General features: G+C 70.9%; 10 protein-coding genes and 2 CRISPR repeat arrays (1 of these 12 running past the window's edge). Of the genes, 9 read left to right on the top strand and 1 reads right to left on the bottom strand.

Annotation, left to right across the window (positions count from 1 at the left end):
- Positions 1–1,242: a CRISPR direct-repeat array (repeat unit 29 nt; unit sequence GGGAACATCCCCGCGGGTGCGGGGAGCAG); it reaches 3,552 nt to the left of the window's first position.
- A 350-nt stretch (positions 1,243–1,592) separates the two neighbouring features.
- The 9 genes from cas3 to ACFY3I_RS29195 all read left to right on the top strand — a co-directional run bounded on the left by cas3 (position 1,593) and on the right by ACFY3I_RS29195 (position 15,166).
- The gene (gene cas3, locus ACFY3I_RS29235) at positions 1,593–4,406 is read left to right on the top strand and encodes a CRISPR-associated helicase Cas3' (RefSeq protein WP_390863985.1); all 2,814 of its coding nucleotides are present in this window, start codon (positions 1,593–1,595) and stop codon (positions 4,404–4,406) included.
- Positions 4,407–5,001: 595 nt separating this feature from the next.
- A complete protein-coding gene (gene casA / locus ACFY3I_RS29230) occupies positions 5,002–6,729 on the top strand; it encodes a type I-E CRISPR-associated protein Cse1/CasA (RefSeq protein ID WP_390863983.1) in 1,728 nt (575 codons plus the stop codon).
- A complete protein-coding gene (casB, locus tag ACFY3I_RS29225) occupies positions 6,726–7,412 on the top strand; it encodes a type I-E CRISPR-associated protein Cse2/CasB (protein ID WP_390863981.1) in 687 nt (228 codons plus the stop codon). The genes casA and casB overlap by 4 nt, the downstream gene beginning before the upstream one ends.
- Positions 7,409–8,602 carry a type I-E CRISPR-associated protein Cas7/Cse4/CasC gene (cas7e, locus tag ACFY3I_RS29220; protein WP_390863979.1) on the top strand — a complete coding sequence of 398 codons (1,194 nt, stop codon included), beginning with the start codon at positions 7,409–7,411 and terminating at the stop codon, positions 8,600–8,602. The genes casB and cas7e overlap by 4 nt, the downstream gene beginning before the upstream one ends.
- Positions 8,599–9,324, top strand: coding sequence for a type I-E CRISPR-associated protein Cas5/CasD (gene cas5e, locus ACFY3I_RS29215; RefSeq protein ID WP_390863977.1), 726 nt, complete (start codon positions 8,599–8,601; stop codon positions 9,322–9,324). The genes cas7e and cas5e overlap by 4 nt, the downstream gene beginning before the upstream one ends.
- Positions 9,324–10,115: a type I-E CRISPR-associated protein Cas6/Cse3/CasE gene (cas6e, locus tag ACFY3I_RS29210; RefSeq protein ID WP_390863976.1), complete on the top strand. Its 792-nt coding sequence runs from the start codon at positions 9,324–9,326 to the stop codon at positions 10,113–10,115. Before cas5e ends, cas6e begins: the two co-directional genes overlap by 1 nt.
- Entirely contained in the window at positions 10,112–11,080 is a 969-nt protein-coding gene (gene cas1e / locus ACFY3I_RS29205) for a type I-E CRISPR-associated endonuclease Cas1e (RefSeq protein WP_390863974.1), read from the top strand. The genes cas6e and cas1e overlap by 4 nt, the downstream gene beginning before the upstream one ends.
- Positions 11,077–11,439 (top strand): type I-E CRISPR-associated endoribonuclease Cas2e, encoded by a 363-nt coding sequence (cas2e, locus tag ACFY3I_RS29200; protein WP_390863973.1) that lies wholly within the window; start codon positions 11,077–11,079, stop codon positions 11,437–11,439. The genes cas1e and cas2e overlap by 4 nt, the downstream gene beginning before the upstream one ends.
- Before the next feature lie 92 nt (positions 11,440–11,531).
- Positions 11,532–14,368: a CRISPR direct-repeat array (repeat unit 29 nt; unit sequence CTGCTCCCCGCGCCCGCGGGGATGGCCCC).
- A 69-nt stretch (positions 14,369–14,437) separates the two neighbouring features.
- The gene (locus ACFY3I_RS29195) at positions 14,438–15,166 is read left to right on the top strand and encodes a hypothetical protein (RefSeq protein ID WP_390863971.1); all 729 of its coding nucleotides are present in this window, start codon (positions 14,438–14,440) and stop codon (positions 15,164–15,166) included.
- Here the strand turns inward: ACFY3I_RS29195 and ACFY3I_RS29190 are convergent.
- The gene (locus tag ACFY3I_RS29190; RefSeq protein ID WP_390863969.1) at positions 15,138–15,371 is read right to left on the bottom strand and encodes a hypothetical protein; all 234 of its coding nucleotides are present in this window, start codon (positions 15,369–15,371) and stop codon (positions 15,138–15,140) included. The two genes, ACFY3I_RS29195 and ACFY3I_RS29190, sit on opposite strands and share 29 nt — an antisense overlap.
- Positions 15,372–15,415: the final 44 nt, after the last annotated feature.

Here is a 15,415-nt window from a genome sequence, read left to right as displayed (position 1 = left end):
CGCGGGTGCGGGGAGCAGCCGATGTGTCGCCGCGTACGGGCGAAGAACTCGGGAACATCCCCGCGGGTGCGGGGAGCAGCGGGGTGACCGCGGTCGCGAAGCCGCGGAAGTTGGGAACATCCCCGCGGGTGCGGGGAGCAGGGATCGACCGGTACATCATCGTGATCGGCCAGGGGAACATCCCTGCGGGTGCGGGGAGCAGCGGGGTGACCGCGGTCGCGAAGCCGCGGAAGTTGGGAACATCCCCGCGGGTGCGGGGAGCAGGGATCGACCGGTACATCATCGTGATCGGCCAGGGGAACATCCCCGCGGGTGCGGGGAGCAGTCCAACCGGTCTTCCAGCGACTCGAACTCCTTGGGAACATCCCCGCGGGTGCGGGGAGCAGGTCGGCGAGGGAGCCGGGTGCGGACCAGGTGAGGGAACATCTCCGCGGGTGCGGGGAGCAGTGGTGGCGCTCACGTCCGCGCCTTCCCCATGAGGGAACATCCCCGCGGGTGCGGGGAGCAGTGGTGGCGCTCACGTCCGCGCCTTCCCCATGAGGGAACATCCCCGCGGGTGCGGGGAGCAGGGACGCAGACCAGCACGCGGTAGACCTTGCACAGGGAACATCCCCGCGGGTGCGGGGAGCAGTGTGCTGGCGTTGCGCAGAGGACTACGTTCTGGGGAACATCCCCGCGGGTGCGGGGAGCAGGAGAGAACGTTGTTCTGGGTGGTGTCGGTGGAGGGAACATCCCCGCGGGTGCGGGGAGCAGTCTTCGGGGAGGTCGGCGGCGGCGAGCCGGTTGGGAACATCCCCGCGGGTGCGGGGAGCAGATGACCAGCGGCGTGACCAGCGTCCGCAGCAAGGGAACATCCCCGCGGGTGCGGGGAGCAGGGCGTACCGGCCAGGTACACGATGTCGCCCTTGGGAACATCCCCGCGGGTGCGGGGAGCAGCTGCTCCTCCAGGTCGTCGCCCTGGATCGGGTCGGGAACATCCCCGCGGGTGCGGGGAGCAGGTTCGCGGCGTCCGCCGGCCGTTCCTGACCAAGGGAACATCCCCGCGGGTGCGGGGAGCAGCCCGGGCGGCGGCTTGGTACCCAGGGAACAGTGGGAACATCCCCGCGGGTGCGGGGAGCAGTTCTCCGGCTACGACCTGTACCTGATCAACAAGGGAACATCCCCGCGGGTGCGGGGAGCAGGTGGGGCAGAGGTCGGTCCAGCGGTCGGTGATGGGAACATCCCCGCGGGTGCGGGGAGCAGACTGTGTGACCTGCTGGTCTACGGCAAGGGCACCGCGGTTTCGCACACTTCCTCTGATTCCGACAAAGGGAGCATTTCTCCCCTACCTTTGCCCTGGGTGGGCGGTTTCAGTAAGTGGGTCACCTTATGGCTCGAGAGAGCCTGGCGGGGGCTGCATAGCTTCATCGGCTGCAGTTCGACTGTGTTTCCTTGATTTGGCCTGCTGGGTCTTGGTTTGCGTGTAGGCATCTTGCATGACCAGTGGGGGTATGTTCGATCGAGGGCTGTTGCCGCGGCTTCAGGAGCCGGCGCGGTCGGTGTGGGCTAAGCATGACTGTGATGCTGACGGGTGGTTGCCTCTGTGGCGGCACATGGAGGACAGTGCCGCGGTCGGCGGTCTTCTGTGGGACGAGTGGCTGCCGTCCGGTGTGCGGCGCCTGATCGCTGAGGCGTTGCCTGGTGGCGAGGGCGACGGGCGCAGGCTTGCCGTTTGGCTCGCGGGTGTGCACGACATTGGTAAGGCGACGCCGGCGTTCGCCTGCCAGGTTGAGCAACTCGCCGACGTGATGCGGGAGAAGGGGCTGGAAATGCGGTCCCGCCAGGCGATGGGGCCCGATCGGCGTCTGGCGCCGCACGGACTGGCCGGTCAGGTGTTGCTGGGTGACTGGCTGGAGGAGCGTCACGGGTGGGCGGCGCGGCAGACCGGGCAGTTCACCGTGGCGGTGGGTGGGCATCATGGGGTGCCGCCGGAGAACGGGCAGATCAAAGCCCTGTACGACGCGGAGGAGTTGCTGCGTACTCCTGGCCGGAGCAGCGGGCTGTGGCGCCAGATGCAGACGGAGTTGCTCGACGCGTGCTCGGAGTGCTTCGGAGTGGAGGGCCGGCTCCAGGCGTGGCGGGAGGTGAGACTGCCGCAGCCTGTACAGGTGTTGCTGACCGCGCTGGTCATCGTCTCCGACTGGATCGCCAGCAATCCGGACCTCTTCCCGTACTTCCCGGATGCTGCGTCTAGTAGCAGTGTGGAGCGGCTGGCGGCGGCATGGCGGGGGCTGGATCTCCCGGCGCCGTGGCGGGCGGCGGAGCCTGTCGGGGATGCGCAGGAGTTGTTCGGGTCCCGGTTCGGGCTTCCGCAGGGGGCGAAAGTCCGGCCGGTCCAGGAAGCGGCACTGGTGTTGGCCCGGGAGATGGAGGCTCCCGGGTTGATGGTCATCGAAGCTCCGATGGGGGAGGGGAAAACGGAGGCGGCGCTCGCCGTGGCCGAGGTCTTCGCGGCGCGTTCGGGCGCGGGCGGTGTGTTCTTCGCGTTGCCGACGATGGCAACGGGCAATGCGATGTTCCCGCGGCTGCTGGAGTGGCTGAAGCGATTGCCGGACGACGGCAGCCGCCGTCACTCTGTGCATCTTGCGCATTCGAAGGCCGCTCTGAACGAGGACTTCGCCGGGTTGCTGGCCCGCGGCGGGCAGGTGACGGCGGTCGACGTGGATGCTGCCGCGCCCGTGCCCCGGCGGCTGGGGGAGCCTACGCGGTCCGCGGGCGCCGAGCTGGTGGCTCACACCTGGCTGCGGGGCCGTAAGAAGGCGATGCTGTCGTCGTTCGTGGCCGGGACCGTCGATCAGCTGCTGTTCGCCGGACTGAAGAGCCGACACTTGGCGCTGCGTCATCTGGCAGTTGCGGGCAAAGTCGTTGTGATCGACGAGGCGCACGCCTATGACACCTACATGAGCGTCTACCTGGACCGAGTGCTGGCCTGGCTGGGCGCCTACCGGGTTCCCGTGGTGGTGCTCTCTGCGACCCTGCCTGCTGCGCGCCGGCGTCAGCTGGTGGAGGCGTACTCCGGGGTGGCCAACACACAGGTCGACAGCGCTTCGGCACAAGAGGTGTATCCGCTGCTCACCGCTGTCGCGCCGGGCGGCAGGCCGGTGGTGCGCCATCCGGCTCCTGCGGCCCGGTGCACGGATGTCCGGGTCGAACGGCTCGCGGACGGTCTGGATGTGCTGGCCGACCGGCTGGAGGCGGAGCTGGACACCGGCGGTTGTGTGCTCGTCGTGCGCAATACGGTCAAGCGAGTGCTGGAGACGGCCCATGTACTGAGGGAGAAGTTCGGCGACGGGGACGTGAGCGTGGCGCACTCGTGTTTCGTTGACGTCGACCGGGCGGCCAAGGACCGTGACCTGCTGGAGCGGTTCGGTCCGCCTGACAAGGCGACGGGGCGGCCCTCGGGCAGGCATATCGTGGTGGCCAGCCAGGTGGCCGAGCAGTCTTTGGACGTGGACTTCGACCTCCTCGTCAGCGACCTGTGCCCGGTGGACCTGCTGCTGCAGCGGATGGGCCGGCTGCACCGTCACCAGCGTGGGGAGGGCCAGAGCGAACGGCCCGCGCGGCTGCGAGCGCCGCGGTGCCTGCTGACCGGCGCCGACTGGGAGGCGGACGTGCCCGTCCCGGTCCGCGGATCGGTCGCGGTATACGGGGCGTACGCGCTGCTGCGGTCGGCCGGGGTGCTGCTGCCCCATCTCGACGGCGGGCCGCAGCGTCCCGTGCGGCTGCCCGTTGACATCAGCCCGCTCGTCCAGGGTGCGTACGCCGAGGCGCCGGTCGGGCCAGCGCATTGGGTGCCGGCGATGGAGGAAGCAAGGGCGCGGTTCGAGCGGCACCGGGCCGACCAGGCCGAGCGTGCTGCTGTGTTCCGCCTCGGCGAAGTCGGCCGTCCCGGCAGGGCGTTGTTCGGCTGGGTGGCCGCAGGGGTCGGCGATGCCGACGACACCCGCACTGGGCGGGCCCAGGTCCGCGACAGCCGGGAGAGCCTGGAAGTCGTCGTCATACAGCGGCGCGCCGATGGCACCCTCGCCACCCTTCCGTGGCTGGAAGCGGACAAGCGGGGCCGCCGGCGCGGTGGACTGGAGCTGCCGCAGGATCAGGTGCCCACATCGCTTGCTGCCCGGACGGCGGCGAGTTGCGGGCTGCGGCTACCCCTCCAGTTCTCCTACGCCGAGACCCTCGACAAGGCCATCGCGGAACTGGAGCAGCTGTACGTGCCCGCATGGCAGGGCAAGGACAGCCCGTGGCTTGCTGACCAGCTGATTCTCGCCCTCGACGAGGATTGTCAGACCCGGCTGGCAGGCTATGCGCTCCACTACAGCCCGTCCGACGGCTTGGAGGTGACCCGTGACGGAGCGCGGGGGAAGTAGCCCAGCAGATACTTCGTTCAAAAGATCCCCGCTGACGCGGGGAGCAATGTGCTGTGCCCCTGGAATCGGGACCATCCCCATGCTGATGGGGAGCACGACGTGCGGATCAACACGGCCGCCTGGTGTGGCGTCAGTCAGCTGTGGGAGCCTATCCGACCGCGTCCTTGACGGTTGGCGCGGCCTGTGGGGTCACGCATCCTCCGACAACCCCGGCTTTGCCTCTGCCCAGCGGACCATCGGCAACCCGGCAACCGCAGATACGGCACTTGCGAGCGCCGTTGCGATTCCCCATCTGACCCCATCGTCCTCTGCTCCCCCGAGGGGCAGCCACCGGCCCAGTAAGAGAGCCAGCCAGAAAGTGACGATGACTCCGATGATCACGGCTCCCCACCGTATCCATCCCGACACAGCTTGATTTCCTCCCCTTGAATCGTTGCCGCAAGTACGCCGATACTGTGGAGGGCACGTGGCGTCCTGTCAAACTCCGACTCAGGATTGCGAGTTGACGTTGTGTTGCACCTCTCGGGCGCAGAGTCGAGTGACCGGTGGCAGGAGGCTTCCCGTTCATGAATCCTTGTAGGTCTGGAGACGATGCATGATGGAGCCGCCCCAAAACGTCCCGGCAGTTCCCTCCTTCAACCTGACGACCCAGCCGTGGATTGGGGTGCTCAACCACGATGGCTCAGTGGAGGAGCTGTCGCTGCACCAAGTGTTCGAACAAGCAGATGCAGTGCGGCGTCTGGTGGGGGATCTGCCGACGCAGGAGTTCGCGCTGCTGCGGCTGCTGCTCGCCCTCGCCCATGACGCCCTGGAAGGACCTGGCGACGTGGAAGAGTGGGCGGACCTGTGGTCCGACCCGCAGTGCTTCTCGCCGGTCACGGCCTATCTGGACGCACACTACGGCCGCTTCGACCTGCTGAGTCCTCACGCCCCGTTCTTCCAGACCGCTGGGCTGCGGACGGCGAAGGACGAGGTCTTCTCCCTTAACCGGATCGTGGCCGACGTGCCCAACGGGGAGCCCTTCTTCACCGCCTGGATGCCCACCGTCGGACGGCTCACCTTCGCTGAGGCGGCCCGCTGGGTCGTTCACGCTCACGCCTACGACACGTCCGGAATCAAGTCCGGCATGGTGGGCGACGACCGGGTCAAGGGCGGCAAGGTGTACCCGCTCGGTACGGGATGGGCCGGCGGCCTGGGCGGTGTCTTCGCGGAAGGCGACACCCTGCGGGAGACGCTGCTGCTGAACCTGGTGGCCGCCGACACTGACGCCCTGGAGTTCAGGGCGGACGACCGGCCGGCCTGGCGGCGTGAACCGTGCCCACCCGGCGGCACCGAACGCGCGCCGACGGGGCTGCGCGATCTGTACACGTGGCAGTCGCGCCGGCTGCGTCTCCACCACGACGAGGACACGGTCACAGGCGTCGTTCTGGGCTACGGAGACCCGCTCTCGTCCCGGAACATGCACCGGCGTGAGCCGATGACGGCGTGGCGGCGCAGCATGGTGCAGGAGAAGAAGCTGCGGCAGTCGCCGGTCTACCTGCCCCGCGAGCACGATCCGGCCCGCTCGGCGTGGCGGGGTATCGCCTCCCTCGTCGCAGACCGGTCGGACACGAATGCGGTGCAGGGAGCGGAGGCAGCCGCATACCTGCGTCCCGGGATCCTGGAGTGGATCGCCCGCCTGGTTACCGAGGGAGAACTGCCGCGGGGCTTTCTCATCCGGGCCCGGATCGTCGGCGCCACCTACGGGACACAGCAGTCCGTGATCGACGAGGTGGTCGACGATCAACTCGCCATGCCGGTCGTGCTGCTTCACCGCCAGGACCGTACGTGTGCCCGACAGGCGATCGGAGCAGCCGAGGACGCCGATCAGGCGGTGCGGGCGCTGGGCGACCTGGCTACCGATCTGGCCCGTGCGGCCGGAGCCGAGGGCGAGGGGGCACGATCGGCAGCGCGTGAACTCGGGTTCACCGCCTTGGAGAACCCCTACCGCACCTGGATCGCCGCCCTGGCGGACACGGATGACCCGTTCGAGAGCCGCCGTCGCTGGCAGCGCGACGTACACGGCATCGTCGACGGTCTCGGTGACCGGCTCATCGGCCAGGCGGGGGACGCCGCCTGGCAGGGCAGGACCGTCACCGGCAAGAAGGGCGCACTGTGGCTCAATGCCGGTCTGGCCGACAAGTGGTTCCGCGGCCGCCTGGCCAAGGCTCTGGGCCGCCCCTCGGACTTCGACGAGCGAGACGACGCCGGCACACCCCCGCCCGATCCGCCCGGCAGTCATGAGCCCGACCCTTCCGCGACCGACCCGAAGGTACCCGCATGACCACCACCACAGCCCCGCCGACCGCCCGCTCACGGGTCACTGAACTCGCCGCCGCACAGATCAAGCCCTGGCAGGAGGGCTACCTCAGGGACAGCCCCAAGGACGTCGCAGTACTGGCCCGTCTGCGCCGCGGCGCAGGCCGGGAGGCCGCCGATCTGCCCGACCTGTGGACGCTCGTCGACACCTCACCGCTGCACACACGCCTCGACGGCATGCGACCGCTCGGCGAGGAGGAACTCGTGCGCGCGGAGGACGCCCTGCACGCGGCCCTCACCCTCTGGGCGCTGCACCAGCAGTCCCGCGGTACGCGCATGCACCGCCCCCACACATACCAACGGCCGACCGGACTGGGTGCGGCGGTGCGGCGCCTCATGCCGCCGGACGGCATCGACGAGCCCGTCCGCAAGCGCCTGGTCCGCGCAGGCACCGCCCCCGACCTGACCAGCCTGTCCCAGCGGCTGCGCGACGTGATCGTCCTGCTGCGCCGCGCGGACATCCCCCTCGACTACGGCCTGCTCGCCGGGCAGCTCTACACCTGGCAGCGGCCCGGTGGCGCCGACACCGTCCGCCGCGAGTGGGGCCGCTCCTTCCACTCCTGGCAGGAACCGGCCGCACAAGCTCCCGGCCAGAGCCCCGACGACACCGCCGCCCGCCTCGACGACAGCGACAAGGACGCCTCGTGAACCGCATCTTCCTGGACGTGCACGCCCTGCAGACAGTCCCGCCCAGCAACCTCAACCGTGACGACACGGGCGCGCCGAAGACAGCCGTGTACGGCGGTGTGCCGCGCGCCCGCGTCTCCAGCCAGGCGTGGAAGCGGGCCACCCGCACCTACTTCGACGACGAACACCTGCTCGATCCCAGCGAACTCGGCGTGCGGACCAAGAAGGTCGTGGAACTGCTCGCCAAACGCATCGCTGACCTCGAACCCTCCCTCGACGCCGGCACGGCCCTCACCCTCGCCGACGAGACGGTCAAGGCGACCGGGCTGAAGACCGAGGTACCCAGGCGGAAGGCCGACGCCGTCAAGGAGTCCGGGGACACCCCGGCGCCGGAGGCGAAGTACCTGGTCTTCCTCAGCGCCCGCCAGCTCGACGGCCTCGCCCGCCTCGCCGTCGACGGCGCCGCAGACATCACGGCCTACCTCAAGGAGAAGACGAACAAGGAGAAGGCCAAGGAGATCGCGGACAGCCGCCACTCCGTCGACATCGCCCTCTTCGGCCGGATGGTCGCCGACGCCGCCGACTTCAACGTCGACGCCGCCGTCCAGGTCGCCCACGCCATCAGCGTGCACCGGGTGGACAACGAGTCCGACTACTACACGGCCGTCGACGACGAGAACACCGAGGAGGAGACCGGCGCCGGGATGATCGGCACCGTCGACTTCAACTCCGCCACCCTCTACCGCTACGCCGCCCTCGGCGTCCACCAGCTCGCCGCCAACCTCGGCCAGGGCCTGCGCGAGGACGAACCCAGGACCGAACCGGTACGCCGTGCGGTCGAGGCGTTCGTGCACAGCTTCGTCGCCTCCCTGCCGACGGGAAAGATCAACACCTTCGGTCACCACACCCTGCCCGACGCCGTCGTCGTCAAGCTCCGCACCACGCGCCCGATCAGCTTCGTCGCCGCCTTCGAAGAACCCGTCCGCGGCGACCAGGGCGGCCACGTCCGGGAAGCATCCGACCGCCTCGCCGCCTACGTTCCGGACATCGAACGCGCCTACGGCGACCAGGACTCCACCCTCAGCTGGGTCCTGCGCGTGGGCCCCAACACCCTCAAACTCGCCGACCTCGGCACCGAGTCCGACACCCTGGGCGACCTCGTCACCGCCGTCGGCCAAGCCGTCACCGAACACCTGGGCACGCCCGCATGACCGGGGTGCTCGCCCTGCGGCTGGCCGGCCCCCTGCAGTCCTGGGGAGCCTCCTCCCGCTTCACCCGCCGCACCACCGAGTCCGCCCCCACCAAGAGCGGCGTCATCGGCCTCCTCGCGGCCGCGGCCGGCATCGACCGCGACGACGACACCGCCCTCGCACCCCTGGCAGCACTCCGGTTCGGCGCCCGGATCGACCAACCCGGCACCCGCATCCGGGACTTTCACACCGCGCACCACGCTGTCACCGGCAAGTCCATGCCGCTGTCGGAACGCTTCTACCTCGCCGACGCCGTCTTCGTCGCCGCCCTCGAAGGCGACCGCGCACTGCTCGCCGGTCTGCATACTGCCCTGAAATCCCCGGTCTACCTGCCGTTCCTCGGCCGCCGCTCCTGCCCGCCCGCCGCACCGCTGGAACTGGGCCTGTACGAGGACGCCCACCTGGAACACGTGCTGCGAGAGGTGCCGTGGCAGGCGTCCGCCTGGTACCGCAAGCAGCACCGCTTCCGCCCGGAAGAAGGGCTGACGGTGCTGTGTGAGGCGGCAGCCGGCGAGCACGGCGGCGCCGACACTCTGCGCGACCAGCCGCTCAGCTTCGCCGCCGCACACCGCCGCCACGCCCTGCGCACCGTCGTCACCACCACAGTGCCGGTACCCAGCGCGGTCACGGCCGGCGCCCCGCGGCACGACCCGTTCGATGCTCTGGAGGATGAGAGCAGCTGATGTTCCTCTCCCGCTTCCGCGTGAACACCGCCCGTCCCGGCGCCCGCCGACTGCTGTCCTCGCCGCAGGCCCTGCACGCAGCCGTCATGTCCTCCTTCCCCGGCCTCCTGCCCACGGACATTCCCACACCGGATGCGCCGCGGGTGCTGTGGCGCCTGGACCACCAGGCCCGCGCCGAGGTGCTGCTGTACATCGTCAGCCCCGACCGCCCGGACCTTACCCACCTCGTTGAACAGGCCGGCTGGCCGGCGGCAGCCGCGGCCGACCCCCACACCCCCGGCTGGCAGACCAGGCCCTACACGCCGTTCCTCGACAAGCTCTCCACAGGTGACCGCTGGGCCTTCCGGCTGACCGCCAACCCCGTCCACAGCATCCGCCGCACCCCCGGCGAGCCCCGCAAGATCACCGCCCACCTCACCCCCGTCCACCAGACGGCATGGCTGATCGAGCGCCAGGAACGCAGCGGCTTCCGCATCCTGGAAAAGACCGACACCAAACGTCTCCTGCCCAGCGGCACCACCCATCAGGGCAAACATGAACACCACGGCGACCGCTACGAGCTGTCCGTCCGCGACCACAACAACCGTTCCTTCGACAAACGGCGCACAGACGAGGGCAGGAAGAGCAAACCCGTCACCCTGGTCGCCGTCACCTTCGACGGCCGGCTCGAAGTGACCGACCCTGCAGCTCTGCGCCGCACCCTCACCCAGGGCATCGGCCGGGCCAAGGCCTACGGCTGCGGCCTGATCACCCTGGCCCCCCTCACCCCACCCGCCCGGCAGACACCATGACCACGATCTCCCAGCACGCCGCACTGACACCACGCCAACTCACCCGCACCGCAGAGCGCATCTCCTTCATCTACCTGGAACGGTGCACCGTCCACCGGGACGCGAACGCCATCACCGCCCAGGACGCAGAAGGCACCACCCACATCCCCTCGGCGACCATCGGCACACTCCTCCTCGGCCCCGGCACCCGCATCACCCACCAGGCGATGAGCGTGCTGGGAGAAACCGGCGCGGCCGTCTGCTGGGTCGGGGAACGAGGCGTGCGCTACTACGCCGCAGGCCGCGCCCTCACCCGCTCCTCAGCACTCATGGAAGCCCAAGCACAGCAGTGGGCCAACGCGCGAAGCCGCCTCGCGGTGGCCCGCGCGATGTACCGGCTGCGATTCCCCGACGAAGACCCCGCCGGCCTGACCCGCCACGAACTCCTCGGCAGAGAAGGACGCCGCGTCAAAGACTGCTACCGCTCCCAGGCCGCCCGCACCGGCATCCGCTGGCGCGGCCGCCAGTACGCCCCCGGCGATTTCACTGCCGCGGACGCCGTCAACCAGGGCATCACCGCAGCAGCCCAGTGCATGTACGGCATCGCCCACGCCGTCGTCACCTCGCTGGGCTGCAGCCCAGCCCTCGGCTTCGTCCACTCCGGACACGAACTGTCCTTCGTCCTCGACATTGCCGACCTCTACAAGACCGAGATCGGCATTCCCCTCGCATTCGACGTCGCCGCACAGGACGAGGAGGACGTCGGCCCCCGTACCCGCCGCGCTCTGCGGGACCGCATCAACGAAACATCCCTGCTGGAGCGCTGCGTCGACGACATCAAACACCTGCTGCTGCCGGCAGGCACCAGCTCGGTCGACCCCGGGGGCGACAGGGACGTCGTCACCCTGCAGAGCGACGGCGGCCGTGAAGTCGCCTCCGGCCTCAACCACGACGACACCGGCGCCTACGAACAGGTGGCCTGGTGACCGTCATCGTCCTCACCAACTGCCCAGCAGGACTCCGTGGTTTCCTTACCCGCTGGCTCCTGGAAATCTCCGCGGGTGTGTTCGTGGGCAACCCGTCAGCCCGAATCCGCGACGCGCTCTGGCACGAGGTCCAGCAATACGCCGGCCAAGGACGAGCCCTGCTCGCCCACACCACCAACAACGAACAGGGATTCACCTTCCGCACCCACGACCACGCATGGCACCCCGTCGACCACGACGGCGTCACCCTCATCCACCGTCCCGACACGACCACCGTGTCCTCGCAGGAACCCCTGTCCACCACGGCCCGCCCCGGATGGAGCAAGGCTGCCAAACGCCGACGCTTCGGAAGAGGATGAATAGTATTGATGCCGTTATGGGCTGATTGTCGCGTTCAGAGGAAGTGTTCTGGAATCCGCTTCCTCCAAGACAAGTGCCCAGGTTAAACAGTCTGCTCCCCGCGCCCGCGGGGATGGCCCCCGCGTGTTGGGGATGACGAGGTGCAGGTACGACTGCTCCCCGCGCCCGCGGGGATGGCCCCGGTGTCGACGTCGGCCGGCTTGCCAAGGCACCCTGCTCCCCGCGCCCGCGGGGATGGCCCCGGCGGCCGGTGCCCCGGCGCGGACGGGTAGAACTGCTCCCCGCGCCCGCGGGGATGGCCCCTCGCGTACGTAGCACAGCTGTTCGTCGTCTCGCTGCTCCCCGCGCCCGCGGGGATGGCCCCTGGGGCCGCGACTTCTTCAACACCGGGCGGGTCTGCTCCCCGCGCCCGCGGGGATGGCCCCGCGTTCCAGACCTCGTCGACCCATGCTTCGTACTGCTCCCCGCGCCCGCGGGGATGGCCCCGAAGAGCGGCTCAAGCACGTCAGGCAGCCAGGCTGCTCCCCGCGCCCGCGGGGATGGCCCCTTCGGTTGGCCGGAGTCGACTGGCAGACGATCCTGCTCCCCGCGCCCGCGGGGATGGCCCCGATGGGGAGGGCACCGATGGTAGGTAGCGAGCCTGCTCCCCGCGCCCGCGGGGATGGCCCCGACTGGGCCCAGATCGTGGCCTGCACGGTGCTGCTGCTCCCCGCGCCCGCGGGGATGGCCCCAGCAGCAGCATCGGCGGCCGCCGCCGCACCGCCTGCTCCCCGCGCCCGCGGGGATGGCCCCCGGCCCATCGGCAGTACGGGCACCGGGACGATCTGCTCCCCGCGCCCGCGGGGATGGCCCCACCGGGTTGCTGAACCCGCCGCTGTTGCCGTTCTGCTCCCCGCGCCCGCGGGGATGGCCCCCAGACGGGCGGAGTGACGTCGTCGTCTCGGGCCTGCTCCCCGCGCCCGCGGGGATGGCCCCGGCAGCTTCAGACGCGGCTGCCTGCAAGACCGCTACTCCCCGCGCCCGCGGGGATGGCCCCGATGGTGTCCGGAAGCTGGCGGCAGATCTGACCTGCTCCCCGCGCCCGCGGGGATGGCCCCGGACGATAATCAGCCGACGGCGCGTGATGACGCTGCTCCCCGCGCCCGCGGGGATGGCCCCAAGACCGAGGCTCAGGCGCTTGCGGATCAGATCTGCTCCCCGCGCCCGCGGGGATGGCCCCCCTACAATTCGAGTCATCCGAGGAACCTCACCCTGCTCCCCGCGCCCGCGGGGATGGCCCCCCTGCCGCCACCGGCGTCACCGCCGACACCCCCTGCTCCCCGCGCCCGCGGGGATGGCCCCGAGGCGGCGGGCCCCCGGGCGATCGGGGACCGGCTGCTCCCCGCGCCCGCGGGGATGGCCCCCAACCGGTACGGCTGTGCTGCGGCCTTGGGCTCTGCTCCCCGCGCCCGCGGGGATGGCCCCGGGTACGACGGGAACCAGCTGGTGCACCCGGCCTGCTCCCCGCGCCCGCGGGGATGGCCCCTACGGGCAGGTCGGTTGGCGCTACGGCGGCAACTGCTCCCCGCGCCCGCGGGGATGGCCCCAAAGCCCTCCTGAGGAAGATCCTCGACATGGGCTGCTCCCCGCGCCCGCGGGGATGGCCCCGCGCCCGCAAGCGCGAGACCGGCAAGAAGTAGCTGCTCCCCGCGCCCGCGGGGATGGCCCCGCGAGCAGGGCGACGGGTTTCCATCGCCGGGCCTGCTCCCCGCGCCCGCGGGGATGGCCCCAGGCCCTCACGCCAACAACCCGACAGCCCTCCCTGCTCCCCGCGCCCGCGGGGATGGCCCCTCGCGCCTGACAACCTGGTCTCCAGGGTCCAGCTGCTCCCCGCGCCCGTGGGGATGGCCCCGAGGACAAGAAAGCGGTCGGCGGGCCAGCCGTCTGCTCCCCGCGCCCGCGGGGATGGCCCCACCTCATCGACTTCGAGGTCCTCGTCCGGCAGCTGCTCCCCGCGCCCGCGGGGATGGCCCCCACACACCCCGACCGCCCGGGAGTCACCCCATCTGCTCCCCGCGCCCGCGGGGATGGCCCCCACCCCGTGGAGGGCGCAGACGGCCGTCTGACCTGCTCCCCGCGCCCGCGGGGATGGCCCCGTCCGGCGGAACCCGAACAGCGCGGAGGCGACCTGCTCCCCGCGCCCGCGGGGATGGCCCCTGTCCGGAGACGGAACAGGCACCGCGCTTCCGCTGCTCCCCGCGCCCGCGGGGATGGCCCCTCGGCACTCCAGGCAGGCCGGGTGATGATCGGCTGCTCCCCGCGCCCGCGGGGATGGCCCCGATCGCCGACATCAGGCCATGCCGGTTCGCGACTGCTCCCCGCGCCCGCGGGGATGGCCCCCAGGCCGAACCGCGTATCGTCCAGGACCCCGACTGCTCCCCGCGCCCGCGGGGATGGCCCCGTGCCCAACGGCACCAGTTCGGTGTCGGACGGCTGCTCCCCGCGCCCGCGGGGATGGCCCCAAGGAGGACAGCCACGGCGGCGAGCCGCACACCTGCTCCCCGCGCCCGCGGGGATGGCCCCATCCACCCGGGCATCGTCGACACGAGCCAGACCTGCTCCCCGCGCCCGCGGGGATGGCCCCCGTATCGAACCCCTGGAGTGACCATGACCGACCTGCTCCCCGCGCCCGCGGGGATGGCCCCAGCCCGATCCACTGTCCCGGCGGGACCGTGATCTGCTCCCCGCGCCCGCGGGGATGGCCCCCTGGAATGGGGCAAGCGACCCCTGCGGACTGTCTGCTCCCCGCGCCCGCGGGGATGGCCCCCGGAGCGGCCTCGTGCCACCACGCCTCGCCCACTGCTCCCCGCGCCCACGGGGATGGCCCCATCATGATGACGGCGGTGTCCTGACGGTCCTTCTGCTCCTCGCGCTCGCGGGGATGGTCCCGGCGATAACGTCGGCACCCGCGTCGGGTTCACTGCCTCCGACGAGGACGGCGTTATCCGGCTGTCCTGGGTGGAGGCGGCCATCGAGCGGTGGCACGTGTGGGACCTGGCTGGCCGCCCCGGCGCGCCCGGCCGCCGCGCCCTCGGCGTGGACGTCGCCCGCACGGGCGGAGACTCCACCGTGCTCTGCCACCGCCGCGGCCTCCTCGTCGCCTCCCTGGAGACCCACGACCGCGAGGACACCATGCAGACCACCGCCCGCGTCCAGGCTGCCCTGGGCGAGGAGGACGGCGCCGCCGCGGTGGTGGACTCCATCGGTGTCGGCGGCGGCGTCGTGGACCGCCTCCGGGAGCTGGGCGCACCGGTGCTCGCCTACACCGGGGCAGCCCAGACCAAGCTGCGCACCCGGGACCGGGAGTGGGGATTCTTCAACGTCCGCTCCGCCGCGTACTGGAAGCTGCGGGAGCTGCTGGACCCGGCGTTCGGCGCCGAGCTCGCGCTTCCACCGGACGACCTGCTGGTGGCCGACCTGACCACGCTCACGTGGGACATCACCACCGGCGTCCCCCCGAAGATCAAGGTGGAGAAGAAGGAGGACGTGGTGGACCGCCTGGGTCGCTCCCCGGACCGAGGCGACTCCGTGGCCATGTCCCTCTTCGCGGACCACCTGTCCGCGACCAAGCTGCACGCCCCCGGCGGCCAGCGCGACTCCCGGCCCTCCCGCGCTGCCGCCCGCTACGCCCGCCCCACCACCCCGGGCCTGCCCGCCACTAAGACCGGCGCTGCCGGGGCACGTTGACTTCCAACACGGGCCGCTCCTCGGCGTCCTCGACCAGCTCCGGCGGCACATACGACGCGTCGACCACCTGGCCCGCTTCGTCGTAGATCAGCAACTCCACGCCGCCGTCAGCGGTGGCCAGCTCCACCAGGAGCAGCGGCGACCCCTCCAAGGCCTCCCAGCGGTCTGCCGGGACGGCACGGACTATCTCGCCATTACGGGACATACGCCCACGGTAGAAGGGCGCGCACGGGTCAGGGCAGCGGTTTA

The organism is Streptomyces sp. NPDC001068 (assembly GCF_042897315.1).
Classification (GTDB): domain Bacteria; phylum Actinomycetota; class Actinomycetes; order Streptomycetales; family Streptomycetaceae; genus Streptomyces.
This window is presented reverse-complemented; position numbering and strand designations above follow the sequence as displayed.

Coding starts and splice junctions, on each gene's coding strand:
- cas3 (WP_390863985.1), top strand. CDS start 1,593: ATGGAGGACAGTGCCGCGGTCGGCGGTCTTCTGTGGGACGAGTGGCTG.
- cas6e (WP_390863976.1), top strand. CDS start 9,324: ATGTTCCTCTCCCGCTTCCGCGTGAACACCGCCCGTCCCGGCGCCCGC.
- casB (WP_390863981.1), top strand. CDS start 6,726: ATGACCACCACCACAGCCCCGCCGACCGCCCGCTCACGGGTCACTGAA.
- cas5e (WP_390863977.1), top strand. CDS start 8,599: ATGACCGGGGTGCTCGCCCTGCGGCTGGCCGGCCCCCTGCAGTCCTGG.
- cas1e (WP_390863974.1), top strand. CDS start 10,112: ATGACCACGATCTCCCAGCACGCCGCACTGACACCACGCCAACTCACC.
- casA (WP_390863983.1), top strand. CDS start 5,002: ATGATGGAGCCGCCCCAAAACGTCCCGGCAGTTCCCTCCTTCAACCTG.
- ACFY3I_RS29190 (WP_390863969.1), bottom strand. CDS start 15,371: ATGTCCCGTAATGGCGAGATAGTCCGTGCCGTCCCGGCAGACCGCTGG.